This window comes from Trebonia kvetii, from assembly GCF_007827045.1.
In the GTDB taxonomy this organism is placed as follows: domain Bacteria; phylum Actinomycetota; class Actinomycetes; order Streptosporangiales; family Streptosporangiaceae; genus Trebonia; species Trebonia kvetii.
In genome coordinates this window covers 14,404-29,514 of record NZ_RPFW01000014.1, presented here as the reverse complement: position 1 = coordinate 29,514, position 15,111 = coordinate 14,404, and the positions used below count along the sequence as shown (strand labels likewise).

Below are 15,111 nucleotides of genomic sequence, written 5' to 3'. Positions count from 1 at the left end.
GCGCGTGTCCCATGGATTGCAGCTGCGGGCGACCGGGGTGACCGCCGGCTACGGCGGCGACCCGGTGATCCGCGGAGTCACGGTGCGCGCGGAGCCTGGCGAGGTGGTGTCGCTGGTCGGCGCCAACGGCTCGGGAAAGAGCACCCTGCTCAGGAGCCTGGTCGGCGTCGTGCGCGTCAGCGCGGGCACCGTCACCATCGGCGAGGCCGACGTGACCGGCCGGCCGCCGGAAGACATCGCCAGGGCCGGGGTCGGCTACGTGCCGCAGGTGGATGACGTGTTCGGGCCGCTGACCGTCAGGGAAAACCTGGAGATGGGCGGCTACCTGCTGCGGCCCAAGGAGGTGCGGGACCGGATCGAGCAGGTGGTCGTGATCTTCCCGCGGCTCGGCGCGATGCTAACCAGGCACGCGGGCAAGCTGAGTGGCGGCGAGCGGAAGATGCTGGCCATGGGCCGGGTGCTGATGCTTGAGCCGGCCGTGTTCCTGCTGGACGAGCCGACCGCGAACCTCGCGCCGGCCATCGCCCGCACGCTGCTCGAAGAGCACGTCCGCGGCCTCGCGCAAGGCGGCGCCTCGGTGCTGATCGTCGAGCAGCGGGCCAGGGCGGTCCTGGCGATCTCCGACCGGACCTACGTGCTGGCAGGCGGGGAGGTCAAGATGGAGGGCACCCCGGGCGAGCTCGCAGCCAGCCCGGCGTTCGTCGAGTCCTTCCTCGGTGGCGCCGTGGCCCACTGAAAGGTATCGCGGGACGGTGCCGGCGATCCCGCGGGAAGGGTAGGTAGCGGGAGTCTCGCGGTCGTGGCTCTATACCCAGCCCGACATCAGCGGCCAGATCCGCAGACTGAGGAAAAGCACGGATGGCGCCGGCTCCGCCGGCGCCATCCCCGCAGGACAGCGGGCCACCGACGCGTCGCTGCGGGCCAGGCTCACCACCGCCCTCGACCGCAATAAGCAACTCGCCGGCGAGAACGCACGGCTCCGCCGCCAGCTCGCCCGTGCACTCGGCGACCAGCGGTCAGCCCGGACCCGAACAGGTAACGATCCAGAGGAGTGAAACAGCCGTGGTCAGGCCGCGAGCGTCCCGTCGGCGACACTGTCCACGACGGGACGCCGCAGGTCACAGCCCTGACTGACGCACAAGCTCAAGATAATCGTCAAGGGCAACACCCCGGGACTCCAGCGCGCCATCTTCGACAAGATCCAGGCAGAATGCGATGCCGCCGCCCCGGACCACTGCGGCACTGACCGCTCGCACGGCCGCACCGTCCGCCGCTCCCTGTGGGCCGCCGCGGGCGAGAGCATCGACTTCCCGCACGCAGCCCAGGTCATACGCATCCGACGCGACACCCTCGACATCGACGGGGCCACGATCGCCAAGGAGATCGTCCACGCCGCCACCAGCCTCGACGCAAAGCGCGCGACCCCGGAGGCCTGGCCGCGCTCGCCCGCGGGCAGTGGGCGATCGAGGCCGTCCACTGGATCCGCGACACCGCCTACCGCGAGGACCACAGCACCGGCTACGCCGGAGACGGACCCCAGGTCATGGCCACCCTCCGCAACATCGCCATCAGCCTGCTCCGCCTCGCCGGGATCACCCAGATCGCCCGCACCCTCCAGGCATTCAGCCGCGACCGCACCTGATCCTCGACGTCATCCCGCTATAGACGCCCGTTTATCCGACTTTGCCGATCCCGTGGCTTCGGCGAACGCTAGCAGATAGTCGTTATGGATGAGCTTCAGCGTCTCGTAAATGGCTGTGGCCCGAGCATGGAGTCGGTCCTTGTCCTGATCGAAGCTCAAGGCTGATGCCAGGTGCGAGGAACTCCAGCTGGGTGATGGTTCCGTGGGCTGCGGACTTGCCATGCAACTGGTATTGCGTGAAGGCATTGAAAATCCCTTCGCGAAGACCAGGAGCTGACCCGTCCTTGGCGACAATGTCCACGGTTTCATCGATTGACCGCTTGAGTGCCTCCGCGATTTCCTTCACCTGGGGATCGCCGACAATCAACGCCTTGATGCGGCTCCAGCCTGCCGCCTCGGCTTCTGAGAGCAGCTGTTGCCCTACCCAGGCGACCAGAATGGCCAGAGGAGCCGGCATGTGCTCAGCCTAAACGCAACCCCGCTCACCCGCCGGTGAACTCCGCGATCGCGGCCTCGTACCCGTCAAGGGCCCGTTCGACTACCCCGCGGCCCGCGGAAGGGAGCCAGTGCACCACCCGGTCGAACCCCGCCGCCGCGTACTCTTCGAACGCCTTGGGATCGGCAGGAATCCCCATGACCTGCAGGGACACACGACGTTCGGCCCGTGAACGCAGTTCAGCGGCGCGCGAGAGTATCCCGGAAGGCTGGTAGTTCGGCATCCACGCGTCGCCGAACGCGAGCACCCGGTCGAGCACGGTCGGCCCCTCGCCGCCGACGATGACCGGCGGATGCGGCCGCTGCGCCGGCTTCGGCCAGGACCAGAGAGGGCCGAACCGGACGAACTCGCCTGAGTAGGACGCCTCGTCCGAGGTCCAGATGGCCTTCATCGCCTCGACGCGCTCGCGCAGCAGCGCCATCCGGGTGCGCGGGTCTGTGCCGTGGTTGGCCATCTCCTCCCGGTTCCACCCCGCGCCGACGCCGAACTCGAAGCGGCCGCCCGACAGGTAGTCGACGCTGGCCACCTCCTTCGCGGTGGTGATCGGGTCGCGCTGGATCAGCAGGCACACGCCCGATCCGACGCGCAGCCGCGACGTCGCGCACACCGCCGCGGTCACCGCGACGAACAGGTCGAAGGTGTGCACGTACCGGTGCGGCAACGGCTCTCCGCCCGGATAGGGCGTGTGCGCCACGGGGATGTGTGTGTGCTCGGGGAAGAACAGGGACTCATGACCCCGGTCCTCGGTCAGCCGGGCGACGTCGCCGGGCCGGATCGCGTCGTGCGTCGGGAAGATCGCTACGCCGAATTCCATGGCTCTCATTCTGGCCCACCCGCCCCAGCCGGACGCCAGCGCCCGCGGACACCAAGAACCTACGGCACCGGACGGACCGAAGCCGCGTGCCGTTTCGCCAGGTCGCGGTAGATGCTCGGGTTGCTCTCCACCCACGTCCTCGCGCCCGCGGTAAGCTCGCCGACGACCCGGGCGGGCACGCCCGCCGCCAGCATGCCGTCGGGAATGCGCATGCCAGGCGGCACCGTGGCACCCGCCGCGACTAGCGCACGGCTGCCGATGACAGCATCATCCAGAACGGTTGAGCCGTTCCCGATCAAGGCCTCGGCTCCGACCCTCGCACCGTGGACGACGCACAGGTGTCCGATGGTCGCGCCCTCGCCGATCTCGCAGGACGGGTGGCCGCCGCCATGCAGCACGGAGCCGTCCTGGATGTTGGCACCCCGCCGGATGATGATCGGCCCGAAGTCGGCGCGGATCACCGCGCCGTACCAGATCGAGGCTTCCTCTTCCACGCGCACGTCGCCGACGAGCGTGGCGGTCGGGGCGATCCAGGCGCCTGGGCTGACGACGGGCTCGTGCCCCTCGAAGGAGAAAAGCGGCATCAGGCCATGATGCACGTCGTGGTAAGGGCCCGATGACGCGGGTCGCCCGTGTGATCAGCCCGGCGGTACGCGCAGCACGCAGCGGAACCCCAGGTGCGCGGTCGAGGTGTCGACCGCCTCGCCCTGCCGGGCGGCGGGCCGGTAGCGCAGGCAGTAGTTCGGTGCGCACAGGTGCGAGCCGCCCTTGATGACGCGGCGCGGAATGTGGCCGCCTGGCTCGCCCGGCACCGTGCTGTCGTCGGCGCAGCCGACCCTGGGGTTCGGCGGCGCACAGCAGCCGTGCGGCGCGGCCGGCCCCTGCTTGGACGGTACTGCGAAGTAGTCGCTCGTCCACTCCCACACGTTCCCCGCCATGTCGTAAAGCCCGTAGCCGTTCGGCGGGAAGCTCGCCACCGGCGACGTGCCGCGCTTGTGCGGCGGCTTGAGGTCCTGCCACGGGAACTCACCCTGCCAGGTGTTGGCCATCACCCGTCCGGCCGGCACCATCTCGTCGCCCCAGGTGAAGACGGCTCCCTCGAGGCCGCCGCGGGCGGCGAACTCCCACTCGGCCTCGGTCGGCAGTTCCTTGCCCGCCCAGGCCGCATAGGCGTCGGCGTCCGCCGCTGCCACGTGGGTGACCGGGTGCCTGTCGAGGCCGTGCAGCGTGCTTCCTGGCCCGCGTGGGTGGCGCCAGCTGGCACCCGGGGTGTACCGCCACCAGCGCGAGACGTCGCGCAGGTCGACAGGCCCGCGGGTTGGGTAGAACACCAGCGATCCGGGGACGAGCAGTGCCCGGTCCGCGTCCGGGTACTGCGCGGGATCCAGCGGCCGTTCCGCGACGGTCACGTACCCGGTCTCCCGCACGAACCTGCGAAACTCCGCGACGGTGACCGGATGCTCATCGAGCCAGAAGCCGTCGACCGCGACCGTGCGCACCGGGCTTTCCTCCGGGTAGAAGTCGGCCGACCCCATCAGGAAGGTCCCGCCGCCGGGCACCCAGCGCATGTTCTTCGGCCGCGGTACCCCCGCAGGCGTCCGCCCGCCGTCCGGCACCGGCCGCACGGAGGGCGTTGACGTGTCCCCCACGGGCTACTCCCTGGACATCATCGCGACGGCCTCGCGCTCGAGGTCCACGTACGGCTTGCCGCTGACGTTGACGATCACCTTGCGGATGCTGCCGCCGGCGAACGGCCATGGTGAGGCGTCGCCCGGGTAATCGTCGGTCACCGCCTCGCCGCTGTCACGACCCACGCACAGGCCCTCGCCGCCGATGGAGAACTTTCCCGGCTGGGTCTTGATCCGGCCCTCACCCACCTTCTCATCGCCGTGGTACAGCGACAGGGTTCCCCGGGCAGTGCCTGGCGGGTCCTCGCCGTCCTTGTCGAACGAGGCCGACAGGATCAGGTTGTCCCCGGCCGGGATGTCCCGGTCGGCGGTGACGTGCTGCTCGGTGCTGCCGACGAAGTTGTAGACGTAGTGCAGCCGGCCGTCCTTGACGTAGAGCGCGTGCCCGCCGAACCGCGAGCCGTGCGCGAACAGCACTCCCTTCGCCCCCGGGCCTGGGATGTCCACCAGCGCTCCGATCGAGTAGGAGCGGTTGCGGACGTTGACCGCCTGCCCCTCGGGCACCTCGGCAGTGCCGGGGTAGTAGGTGTAGTTGTCACGCGGCGCCGACAGCTGCGGGCGCGGGGTGGTGAGGATTTCCACCGGGCCCCGGTCGTCAAGCGGCAGTGCGTTGTTCGCCCCCGCCTGCACGTACCACAGGTTGACCAGGTCGCGGAGCCGCCCGGGCTCCTGCTCGGCCAGGTTGCGGCACTCTGAGCGGTCGTTCTCGGTGTTGTACAGCTCCCAGGTGTCGTTGGCGTAGTCCCCCCAGCCCATCGCGCCGATGTGGGTGGTGACCGCCTTCCAGCCGTCGTGCCAGATGCTGCGCGAGCCGAGCATCGAGTAGAACTGAGTGCGCCTGGTGGTCTTGGCGCTGGCGTCGTCGAAGCTGTAGCGCATGCTCACGCCGTCCATGGGCGACTGCGTGTAGCCCTTGATCTCGGTCGGCATGTCCACGTCGAGCACGTCGAGGATGGTCGGAACCAGGTCGATGGCGTGGTGGTACTGGTGCCTGATCTGGCCGCGGGCCTTGATGCCCTTGGGCCAGGCGATGATGCACGGGTCGGCGGTGCCGCCGTTGAACTCGTAGCGCTTCCACATCTTGAACGGCGTGTTGAACGCCATCGCCCAGCCGGTCGGGTAGTGGTTGTAGGTCCTGGTGCCGCCCAGGTCGTCCAGCTTGGCCAGGTTCTCGGTGATGTCGTCCATGATGCCGTTGGCCATCTTGTTCTCGTTGACCGAGCCGTTGGGGCCGCCCTCGCCGGAGGCGCCGTTGTCCGATACCAGCAGGATCATGGTGTTGTCGAGCTGCCCGGTCTCCTCCAGGTAGTCCAGCAGCAGCCCGATGTGGTGGTCGGCGTGTGCCAGGAACCCGGCGTAGACCTCGGCCATCCGGCTGAACAGGCGTTTTTCCTCATCAGAGAGCGTGTCCCAGGGCCGGGTGGTGTCGAACTCGTTCATCTGCTTGGCCGGGTCGGTGTGCGACTCGATCGTGCCAAGCGGGTTGACCGGCGGCATCTCGGTGTCCGTCGGCACGATGCCCATTTCCTTCTGCCGGGCCAGGGTCTGCTCCCGCATCGCCTCGTAGCCCATGTCGAACCGGCCGCGGTACTTGTCGATCCACTGCTTCGGCGCTTGATGCGGCGCGTGGCAGGCGCCGGGCGCGTAGTAGAGGAAGAACGGCTTGTCCGGTGCCAGCACCTTGGCATCCTTGATGAACTCGAGCGCCTTGTCGGTCAGGTCGTCGGTCAGGTGGTAGCCCTGCTGCGGCAGCCGAGGCTGGTCGACCGGGTGGTTGTCGTAGACCAGGTCCGGATACCACTGGTTGGTCTCGGCGCCGAGGAACCCGTAGAAGCGCTCGAACCCGCGCCCGCTTGGCCAGTTACGCCGCGGCGAGGCGACGTTCATCTCCGCCTCCGGGCACAGGTGCCACTTGCCGGTCAGGTAGGTGTTCCAGCCCCGCTCGACCAGGATCTCCGACAGCATGCCGTTCTCGGACGGGATGGTGCCGCTGCCGTTCGGGAAGCCGATCGCGGCCTCGGTGATGCAGGCCATGCTGTTGCGGGTGTGGTTGCGGCCGGTGAGCAGGCAGGACCTGGTGGGCGAGCACAGCGCGGTGGTGTGCCACTGCGTGTAGCGCACGCCGCTGTTCGCGATCCTGTCGATGTTCGGCGTCTCGATCGGGCCGCCGTAGCAGTCCAGTGCGGAAAAGCCCACGTCGTCCAGGACGATGTACAGCACGTTGGGCGACCCGTAGGGGGCGACCGGTGGCTCGAATGGCGTCCAGTCCGGGTCGGAATCCCGGATGTCTATGTTGATCGTCCCCTTGAATGGCTTCGCCATCTCGCTCCTCAGCGGTTGTCGGCAGCTCCAGATTGGGCGGCCAGGCTCGTCAGTTCCAGCCGCGCCGCGGGCTGGCCAGCGCCCAGATGACCACCGCGTCGATCGCGATGAGGACGACCGACCAGACCGGGTAATACGGGATGTACAGGAAGTTCACGATCGCGCTGACCGAGGCGATGATGACACCGACCACCCGGGCGATCGGCGAGTCGACGAACAGGTAGCAGCCGGTGAGGAAAGCGACCACGCCGAGGATGAGGTGGAACCATCCCCAGCCGGTCACCGAGATGTTGTAGGCGTAGTTGGGCAGCACGACGAAGAACGAGCCCCTGATGACCGCGGCGAGCCCCTCGAAGAAGTTGAAGACTCCGGCAACCATCAGGAGCACGGCAGCGGCGAACGTCACCCCCTTCTGCGCGGGGCTCGGCTCGGCGGCGTGTGCCGGCCGGCCCTCGTAGTGCGGAGCGGGACGCGGCACCGACGCCCGTGCCGACTCCTGCATGCCCGCGGATTCCTGCGGCCGCGAAGCCTCCTGGGCGCCTGCCCTGACCTCCCTTGGCGGTTGATCCTGGGCGCTGCTCATGGGCAGTATCCCTCCACGAATTGGGTCTACGTCGACACTGAGCGTAATCAGCTTCGCTCGCGCCGATCCTCACCCTGGCGGGGTGATCGGCGTGGATTGGCGGGAAACGGGGAACCCTAACGGGGAGTAAAGCTGCTGGAGCACCGGTTCGGGGGGCCCGGTTTGGCGGCGGACGGGGTCACTTAAGCCTCTCCTGAAGCAAGAGTTACAGTGACGGTCAGTGACTTAATAAGACGCAGCCGGTGCGCTGCGGGGGCGCGGGGAAGGGGGAGCGCGCGAAATGACGACTACGGTCAGTTATCAATTCGCTACCGTGCCGCCTCTCCCGCCGAGGCATGTTCCCCGCCCCCGGCTGCTAGCCGCCCTCGACCGCGCGGCCGACGCGCCCATCACGCTGCTGTGCGCCGGCCCCGGTGCCGGCAAGACAGTGCTGCTCGCCGAGTGGGTGAAGAACCTGAAGGGCCGGGTCACCTGGGTCACGCCGCGACGGGCCGACGCCGAGCCTGAGCGCTTCTGGCGCCTGCTTGAGTCCGCGCTGCCGGCCGGCGACGAGCAAGACCGTGGCCAGGCGTTCGAGCCTGCGGCCGATTCCGCGTTCGACCCGGTGCGCATGCTGTTCAGCCAGGTGACCGACGAGACGGACCCGCTGGTCGTGGTCATCGACGATGCTCACGTGCTCACCCACCCCGACGTGCTCGACGGCCTCGACCGGTTCGTCAAGGGCTGGAATCCCGGACTGCGCCTGGTGCTCGCGGCGCGCAGCGACCCGCTACTGCCCTTGCATCGCTACCGGCTGGCCGGCCAGCTCGCCGAGCTGCGGGCGGCCGACCTGGCCATGACGCATGAGGAGATCGGCAAGGTGCTCGCCGTGCACGGGGTGGCGATCCCCGAGCCGGATTTCGACTTGCTGGTGGCGCGCACCGAGGGGTGGGCCGCGGGGGTGCGCCTGTCCGCGATGCGGATGCAGGGCACCGAGCGCCCCGCCGACTTCGTGGTCCAGCTCGCGCTCGACGCGGGCAGCATCGGCGAGTACCTGGTCGACGAGGTGGTGCAGCGGCTGCCGGAAGACCACCGGCGGCTGCTGATAGAGACGAGCTTCCTCGACGAGGTGACCGGGCCGCTCGCGGACGCCGTCACCGGCCTGGCCGGCTGCGGCGAGATGCTCACCGGCCTGGCGCGCGACAACGCCTTTGTCTTCCCGCTCGACCCGACGCAGACCCGCTACCGCTACCACCAGATGTTCCGCGAGATCCTCCGCTACCTGCTGCAGCGCCGCGAGGGGAGCGACGTGCGGCTGCTCAAGGAGCGGGCGGCCGCCTGGTTCGAGGCCGAGGGCGACCTCGGGTCGGCCGTCTACTGGGCGGTGCAGGCCGGGGACCGGACGCGGGTGGCCAGCCTGTTCGCCAGGGGCGGGCTTGGCTATGCGTTCGCGCACCGGCAGGACATGTCCGGGCTGCGGCTGCGCGAGCTGATCCCGGCGTCGGAGTCGGCCGAGCCGTCCGTCGCCGCCTTCGCCGCCGAGTCGGTCTCGGTGCCGCCGGAGGGAGCGGCGGCGGAACTTGACCGGCTGCGTGCCTGGCGGTCCGCGCATCAGGTCGCGGACCAGGAACTGCTTGTCAGCTGCGACCTGGCGGAACTCATCCTCGGTCAGAAAGCCTGCGACGTCGCTGCCGTGGATGCCGCGGCGGCCCGGATACTCGACGCCCCGCAGAGCGGGCCGCGGCACATCCAAGGCCTGCGCGCTGCGGTGCTGCTCACTCAGGCCGCCACGCATTTCTGGCACGGCAGGCACGAGGACGTCGGTGCGCTGCTCGACCAGGCGCTCGCCGAGGTTCGCCGGGACGGCCCCGACGTGCTCGAGCTCGAGGTGCTCAGCATGACGGCCTTTGTCGACAGCTTCTGGGCGCGGACCAACCGGGCCGAGACCGGGGTGCAGGCCGCGCACGCGCTGCGCAAGGGCCGGGGCCTCGGCGTACCGCCGCTGCTCGACCTCGCGACCGGGGTGCGCGCCTTGGTCGCGGGCGACCTCGGCGGCGGAGAGACGGCCACGCAGCGGATCGCGCTGCCCGGTGCGGTCGGCGCCGATCCCGCCCTGGAGGCGGCATTCGCACTCGTGCTGGCCGGGGGCCTGTTCGCGCATCGCCGCGAGGATGAGGCGCGGGCGGTCCTGCATCAGCAGGCCGAGCGCGTGCTGCCGCCGGTGCTGCGCGCGCACCGTGACATCCTGCTCGCCGACCTGGACACCGCGAGCGGCAGGCCACGCTCGGCGCTCGCGCGGCTCGACGCCTACCGTGGCACCGAGTTCGCCGTACTCACCTCCCCGGCGGCGGCACGGGCAAGCCTCGCGTCGAACGACGCCCGCGGCGCCCGTGACTGCGTTCGCAGCGTGCTGACCTCGCCGAGCGCCCAGACCGGACGCCTCGCCCTGCTCGACGCGATGCTCTGCGACGCGCAGATCGCGCAGCTGGCGGGGGACGAGGGGCGCGCGCTCGAGATCCTGATCCGCGCCCTCGACGTGGGCCGCGGCGAGATCATCCTGCCGTTCCTCAAGGCGGGGGACACCTTCACCGCGCTGCTCGCGCGCCATCCCGACGTCGGGGCGCAGTGGCCCGTCGCCATGGCGGACGACGCCCTGGCGGCCGTCCCGGCCCAGCGGATACCGCGCGAGCTGCCGGATCCGCTCACCCAGCGGGAGCTGACCGTGCTTCGCCTGCTCGCCACCACGATGTCGACGGTGGAGATCGCCGACGAGCTGTGCCTGTCGGTGAACACGGTCAAGACCCACCTCGCCGCCATCTACCGCAAGCTCCCCGCCAGCCGCCGCAGGGAAGCGGTGCTGCGGGCACGCGAACTCGAGCTCATCTGAATTCGTTCTTCACCCGCTGCGAGTGACGCGGGGGAGCGTTCGGCTTGCCAAGATCGAAGGCAACAGCCAAGGAACGAATCCGGAGGACGGTCTTGTGCCGCCACGCTATGAGATCTGCGTGGCTGGCCGGCTCGATGAGGCGGCCGGCCGGGCGCTTGCCGGGCTCGACGTGTCGACTCGCGGTGCGGTCACCATCATCGCAGGCGAGTTCGATCAGGCGGCCCTGCACGGTCTGCTCGATCGCATCAGGTCGCTCGGGCTTGACCTGCTCGAGGCCCGGCGTATCCACGGTTCCGCCCGGATTCCCTCGCGAGACCGGCGGAAGGAGTCCCGGTGAGCACGCACCACTACGAGATCAGAGTGGTTGGCTCGATTGGTCCCGCCGCGCAGGAGGCCTTCTCCGACATGGGCATGGACGTGGAGCCGGTGAGCACTGTACTGTCCGGCGCCCTGGACCAGCGCGGCCTGCACGCGATGCTCGGCAGGGTGCAGGCGCTCGGCCTTGAGCTCGTCGACGTCCGTCAGCTGCCCACGGCCGGGGACGGCCTGGCGTAATGGTCGACGGCGCCCCGCCCGACGCTGAATTCACCCGCCGCGGGTGATTCCCGCGGCGGGGGTGCCGGCCGATGGTGGCGTCGTATGCAGACTGGATCCGGCGCGCGCCGGACCCCACGGAGCGGAGATGACATGGCCTCACTGACCGTCTGGAAGTTCGGCACGCCCTTCGGTGCCGAAGACGCCCTGGAGCGGCTCAAGGCACTCCAGGAACAGCAGCTGATCGTGGTGCAAGACGCCGCCGTGGTCAGCTGGGAGGCAGGCAAGAACAAGCCTAAGACACGTCAGATGCACGACACCAAGGCCGCCGGCGCGCTGGGCGGCGGCTTCTGGGGCATGCTGTTCGGCCTCATCTTCTTCGTACCGCTGCTCGGTCTCGCGATCGGCGCCGCGGCCGGGGCGCTGGCGGGCTCGCTGACCGACGTGGGCATCAGCGACTCGTTCATCCGCTCGGTCAGGGACAAGGTGACCCCGGGCACCTCGGCACTCTTCCTGCTCAGCTCGGACGCGGTCTTCGACCGGGTCAAGGAAGAGTTCACCGCCACCGACGCCGAGCTGATCAGCACCAACCTGTCGGCCGAGCAGGAGCAGCGGCTGCGGATGGCCTTCGAGTCAGAAGACTAAGCTCCGGCTGGCGGCGGCGCTCGCGCCGGTCGGCGGTGGCGTCAGGGACGGCGGCGCGGTGATCGCCGAGGCGGCGGGCTTCGCCCTCCTGGCCTCCATCTCCCCGACAACGCTCCTGGTGATGGCGGTCTTCCTCGGCTCGGAAAGCCCGCGCAGCATCGCGACGAGCTTCACTGTCGGCGCCATCGTGATGACCGTCACGGCGGCCGTCGCCAGCCTGTTCATCCTGCGGGCGGTCGGGCTGAACCTCTCGATCAATCACAACCCGCTCTACGGGCTGCGGCTCGGCCTCGGTGTGCTCGCGCTCGCCTCGGCGATCGTGGTCAGGTACCGGGGCCGACCGGAGCCTGCGGAACCGGACCAGCCAGCAGGCGGCGGCGTGGTGGGCCGGCTTGTCGAGAAGACAACACCGCGCGCCGCCTTCGCGGCCGGCCTCATCCTCTTCGCGCCGTCGGTGACCTTCCTCGCCGCGGTGCAGGTGATAGCGACGGCTAACACCGGCGTCCTGGTGACCCTCACCGGAATCCTGATCGTCATCGCGCTGAGCGCCGTGGCCGCCTGGCTGCCGCTGCTCGCCTACCTCGTCGCGCCCGACGCGACGACGGGCAGGCTGAAGGCGATCAACGGCTGGCTGCGCGCGCAGGGCAGGGCGCTGGGCGCCGCCGCCCTGGCGATCGCCGGGCTCGCCCTCGTCGTCAACGGCGCGCTCGGCCTGGCCGGAGTCTTCTGAGTCCGCGCCGTATACAGCCTCAGGTCAGGCACACAGCCTCAGGTCAGGCACACAGCCTCAGGTCAGGCACACCCCTCAGGGCGGAGGCTGGATGTAGTGCCGCTCCTCGTAGACCTCTGCGGAGCGCTGGTTGCGGCGCCGCATCGCCAGGACCACGGTCGACGCGATCAGTCCCACGGCGCCGGCGATCATCAGGATCACCCCGATCACCTGCAGGTCGACGTGATCGGGCGACCAGGTGACGGCGAACCGCAAGATCGCGCCCGCGATGATGAGGAAAGCGCTTACGCCAATGCTCATAGTCGGCCAACTCCCTTCGCTGCCCCATCGTGCACAGCCAGGCGACCGCTTTTCCTCGTCCGTCGGGGGTGAACAGCCTGTTTCGCTACCGGGTAAGAGCTGCCGTCCGCCGGGATTAGCGACAACTAGCGACTGACTTCGCTGCGGTCTTCAGCCCACAGCGTGTGGTAGCTGCCGTCGGCGTCGGTCCGCCGGTATGTGTGCGCGCCGAAGAAGTCGCGTAGCCCCTGGATGAGCGCCGCCGGCAGCCGGTCCGCGCGCAGCGCGTCGTAGTAGGCGAGCGCCGCGGAGAACCCGGGCACGGGAATGCCGCTGCCCACCGCGGTGGCGACCACGTCCCGCCACGCGTTCTGCGCCGCGGTGACCTCCGCGGCGAAGTCCGGGTCGGCGAGCAGCGTCGGCAGCTGCGGGTTGCTCTCGTACGCGGAGCGGATCCGGTCGAGGAACTTGGCGCGAATGATGCAGCCGCCGCGCCAGATGACCGCCATCTGCCCGAGGTCGATGTCCCAGCCGTATTCCTCGCTGCCCGCGGCGATCATGTTCCAGCCCTGGGCGTAGGAGACGATCTTCGACGCGTACAGCGCCTGCTCGACCTTGTCCGCGAACGAGTCGGGGTCGGCCACCGCCTCACGCGACGGCCCGGCGAGGTCGCGCGCGGCGGCACGCAGGTCCCCATGCCCGGACAGCGACCGGGCGAACACGGCCTCCGCAATGCCGCTGACCGGCGTGCCGAGGTCGAGCGCGATCTGCACGGTCCAGCGGCCGGTGCCCTTCTGCTCGGCCGCGTCGGCCACCACGTCGACGAAGGGGCGCCCGGTCTTCGCGTCGGTGTGCGCGAGCACCTCGGCGGTGATCTCGATCAGGTAGGAGTCGAGCCTGCCGGAATTCCAGGTGCGGAAGATGTCTGCGATCTGCGCGGGTGAATACCCGCCGGCGTAGCGGAGCAGGTCGTAGGCCTCGGCGATGAGCTGCATGTCGGCGTATTCGATGCCGTTATGCACCATCTTCACGAAATGCCCGGCGCCGTCGGGCCCGACGTGCGTCGCGCACGGCACCCCGTCCACCTTCGCGGAGATCGTCTCGAGCATCGGGCCGAGCGCCGCGTAGGACTCCGCGGAGCCGCCGGGCATGATGGACGGCCCGTTCAGCGCGCCCTCCTCGCCGCCCGACACGCCCATGCCGACGAAATGCAGGCCGGACTCGCGCAGCGCGGCCTCGCGGCGCCTGGTGTCCGCGAAGTGCGCGTTGCCGCCGTCGATGATCATGTCGCCGGGCTCGAGCAGCGGCGCGAACTCTTCGATCACCGCGTCGGTCGCCGCGCCCGCGTTGACCATGATGACCAGGCGGCGCGGCCGCTCCAGGCTGGCGACGAACTCCTGCGCGGTGTGCGAGGGCACGAACGTGCCCTCGTGGCCGAATTCCGCCATGATCGCGTCGGTCCTGGCCGTCGTCCTGTTGTGCAGCGCCGTGGGGTAACCGTGCCTGGCGAAGTTGCGGGCCAGGTTGCGGCCCATCACACCAAGTCCCGTCACGCCGATCTGCGCTGCCGCCTGGTTGGTCATCTCGTACTCGTCTCCTTGTCCCCGCCGGGATGGTGGTTGCCGAACGCGCGCACCCATTCGATCATGAAGCCGGGATGCGGGGTTGCGCGGGCCGCGGATTCCGGGTAGCGATAGCGCTGTGATGCCAGCGCCCTAGCGGGGTTGAGCTAGTGCTGCTGGCGAGCTGACGAGGAGGTCACTATGAGCCACGAGTACACCCTGATCGTTCACACGAGCCCGGTCGATGGCCGGGAAGACGAGTACAACTCCTGGTACGACGACGTTCACCTGGCCGAGTTCAGCGCGCTGCCCGGGGTGATCAGCGGGCGCCGGTTCAAGGTCGTCTCGCCCGATCCCGCTGCCAAGGCGGTCTACGCCGCGATCTACGAGACGAGCGTCGATCCCGCCGCGGTGTTCGCGGCCATGAACGAGGGCATCAAGGCGGGCACGGTGCACATGAGCGACGCCATCGACCCGACCTCGCTCGCGGTGACCACCCTCAAGCCGCGCTGAGCCTGAGCCGGAAGACGAAGCCACGAACCCGTTCGGGAAAAAGACTAAAGATCATCATCCCGAACGGGTCCGTGCCGTTACGGTCCGGCCACCGGATCCCCTCATGTGCCGCCGTTCGCCCATTCCGGGTGTACTCCAAGCGGGACGATCGGGCGTCTACAACAACGGCGGGAATGATGAGGCCTGCGGCAAGATGATCCCGTTACCGGCCACTGGGAACTCCAGAGAATCGGAGGCGGTCGCGCTGAACGGGCGGATCGCGCGGCAGGCGCCGTCGGCGCTGTCCTGTTGCTGGCGACAGGCGCGGCAGCGGCGAACCGCCCCGGTCATCGCCAGCGGCATCCTCTACATCGGCACCAAGTCCGGCGGCGTGGAGGCGTTCGCGGCCAGGTAGCGTCGTGGGTCCCCAGCGGAACGCATACGCCCGACGGCATCGG

The 15,111-nt window shown here is 69.5% G+C and carries 17 protein-coding genes; 8 read left to right on the top strand and 9 right to left on the bottom strand.

Translation table 11 applies throughout. From position 1 onward, the window contains the following. The first annotated feature begins 4 nt into the window (after positions 1–4). Complete coding sequence (locus EAS64_RS42170; protein ID WP_187366562.1) at positions 5–736, top strand: branched-chain amino acid ABC transporter ATP-binding protein; 732 nt, start codon at positions 5–7, stop codon at positions 734–736. 382 nt (positions 737–1,118) lie between these two features. Here the strand turns inward: EAS64_RS42170 and EAS64_RS42165 are convergent, their stop codons facing one another. The 7 genes from EAS64_RS42165 to EAS64_RS42135 all read right to left on the bottom strand — a co-directional run bounded on the left by EAS64_RS42165 (position 1,119) and on the right by EAS64_RS42135 (position 7,545). Continuing rightward, the gene (locus EAS64_RS42165) at positions 1,119–1,391 is read right to left on the bottom strand and encodes a hypothetical protein (protein WP_145862339.1); all 273 of its coding nucleotides are present in this window, start codon (positions 1,389–1,391) and stop codon (positions 1,119–1,121) included. Positions 1,392–1,724: 333 nt separating this feature from the next. Then, complete coding sequence (locus tag EAS64_RS42160) at positions 1,725–2,099, bottom strand: hypothetical protein (RefSeq protein WP_145862338.1); 375 nt, start codon at positions 2,097–2,099, stop codon at positions 1,725–1,727. Between the two features lie 25 nt (positions 2,100–2,124). Then, the gene (locus EAS64_RS42155; protein ID WP_145862337.1) at positions 2,125–2,952 is read right to left on the bottom strand and encodes an LLM class F420-dependent oxidoreductase; all 828 of its coding nucleotides are present in this window, start codon (positions 2,950–2,952) and stop codon (positions 2,125–2,127) included. A 59-nt stretch (positions 2,953–3,011) separates the two neighbouring features. Then, the gene (locus EAS64_RS42150) at positions 3,012–3,536 is read right to left on the bottom strand and encodes a gamma carbonic anhydrase family protein (RefSeq protein WP_145862336.1); all 525 of its coding nucleotides are present in this window, start codon (positions 3,534–3,536) and stop codon (positions 3,012–3,014) included. Between the two features lie 54 nt (positions 3,537–3,590). Beyond that, the gene (locus EAS64_RS42145; RefSeq protein WP_246116148.1) at positions 3,591–4,601 is read right to left on the bottom strand and encodes a formylglycine-generating enzyme family protein; all 1,011 of its coding nucleotides are present in this window, start codon (positions 4,599–4,601) and stop codon (positions 3,591–3,593) included. 3 nt (positions 4,602–4,604) lie between these two features. Beyond that, positions 4,605–6,962, bottom strand: a complete 2,358-nt coding sequence (locus EAS64_RS42140; protein ID WP_145862335.1) for an arylsulfatase — start codon at positions 6,960–6,962, stop codon at positions 4,605–4,607. Positions 6,963–7,011: 49 nt separating this feature from the next. Then, positions 7,012–7,545 carry a DUF7144 family membrane protein gene (locus tag EAS64_RS42135; protein ID WP_222850027.1) on the bottom strand — a complete coding sequence of 178 codons (534 nt, stop codon included), beginning with the start codon at positions 7,543–7,545 and terminating at the stop codon, positions 7,012–7,014. A 610-nt stretch (positions 7,546–8,155) separates the two neighbouring features. Between EAS64_RS42135 and EAS64_RS42130 the strand changes: the two genes are divergently transcribed. The 5 genes from EAS64_RS42130 to EAS64_RS42110 all read left to right on the top strand — a co-directional run bounded on the left by EAS64_RS42130 (position 8,156) and on the right by EAS64_RS42110 (position 12,320). Beyond that, complete coding sequence (locus EAS64_RS42130) at positions 8,156–10,411, top strand: winged helix-turn-helix domain-containing protein (protein WP_439333645.1); 2,256 nt, start codon at positions 8,156–8,158, stop codon at positions 10,409–10,411. A gap of 94 nt (positions 10,412–10,505) precedes the next feature. Then, the gene (locus tag EAS64_RS42125) at positions 10,506–10,748 is read left to right on the top strand and encodes a DUF8691 family protein (protein ID WP_145862333.1); all 243 of its coding nucleotides are present in this window, start codon (positions 10,506–10,508) and stop codon (positions 10,746–10,748) included. After that, positions 10,745–10,966: a DUF8691 family protein gene (locus EAS64_RS42120; RefSeq protein WP_145862332.1), complete on the top strand. Its 222-nt coding sequence runs from the start codon at positions 10,745–10,747 to the stop codon at positions 10,964–10,966. Before EAS64_RS42125 ends, EAS64_RS42120 begins: the two co-directional genes overlap by 4 nt. Positions 10,967–11,098: 132 nt before the next feature. Further along, positions 11,099–11,590 carry a DUF1269 domain-containing protein gene (locus tag EAS64_RS42115; RefSeq protein ID WP_145862331.1) on the top strand — a complete coding sequence of 164 codons (492 nt, stop codon included), beginning with the start codon at positions 11,099–11,101 and terminating at the stop codon, positions 11,588–11,590. 58 nt (positions 11,591–11,648) lie between these two features. Next, complete coding sequence (locus tag EAS64_RS42110; protein ID WP_145862330.1) at positions 11,649–12,320, top strand: GAP family protein; 672 nt, start codon at positions 11,649–11,651, stop codon at positions 12,318–12,320. 75 nt (positions 12,321–12,395) lie between these two features. Here EAS64_RS42110 and EAS64_RS42105 read toward each other — a convergent pair whose 3' ends face one another. Together EAS64_RS42105 and gnd are read right to left on the bottom strand one after the other, a co-directional pair. Further along, on the bottom strand, positions 12,396–12,620 hold the full coding sequence (locus EAS64_RS42105; protein WP_145862329.1) for a DUF6458 family protein: 225 nt from the start codon (positions 12,618–12,620) through the stop codon (positions 12,396–12,398). Positions 12,621–12,745: 125 nt separating this feature from the next. After that, complete coding sequence (gene gnd / locus EAS64_RS42100; RefSeq protein ID WP_145862328.1) at positions 12,746–14,182, bottom strand: NADP-dependent phosphogluconate dehydrogenase; 1,437 nt, start codon at positions 14,180–14,182, stop codon at positions 12,746–12,748. A gap of 180 nt (positions 14,183–14,362) precedes the next feature. On the opposite strand from gnd, the gene EAS64_RS42095 reads away from it, so the two are divergent. Both EAS64_RS42095 and EAS64_RS42090 read left to right on the top strand, forming a co-directional pair. Further along, positions 14,363–14,674, top strand: a complete 312-nt coding sequence (locus EAS64_RS42095; protein WP_145862327.1) for a hypothetical protein — start codon at positions 14,363–14,365, stop codon at positions 14,672–14,674. 193 nt (positions 14,675–14,867) lie between these two features. After that, positions 14,868–15,068, top strand: coding sequence for a hypothetical protein (locus EAS64_RS42090; protein ID WP_145862326.1), 201 nt, complete (start codon positions 14,868–14,870; stop codon positions 15,066–15,068). Positions 15,069–15,111: the final 43 nt, after the last annotated feature.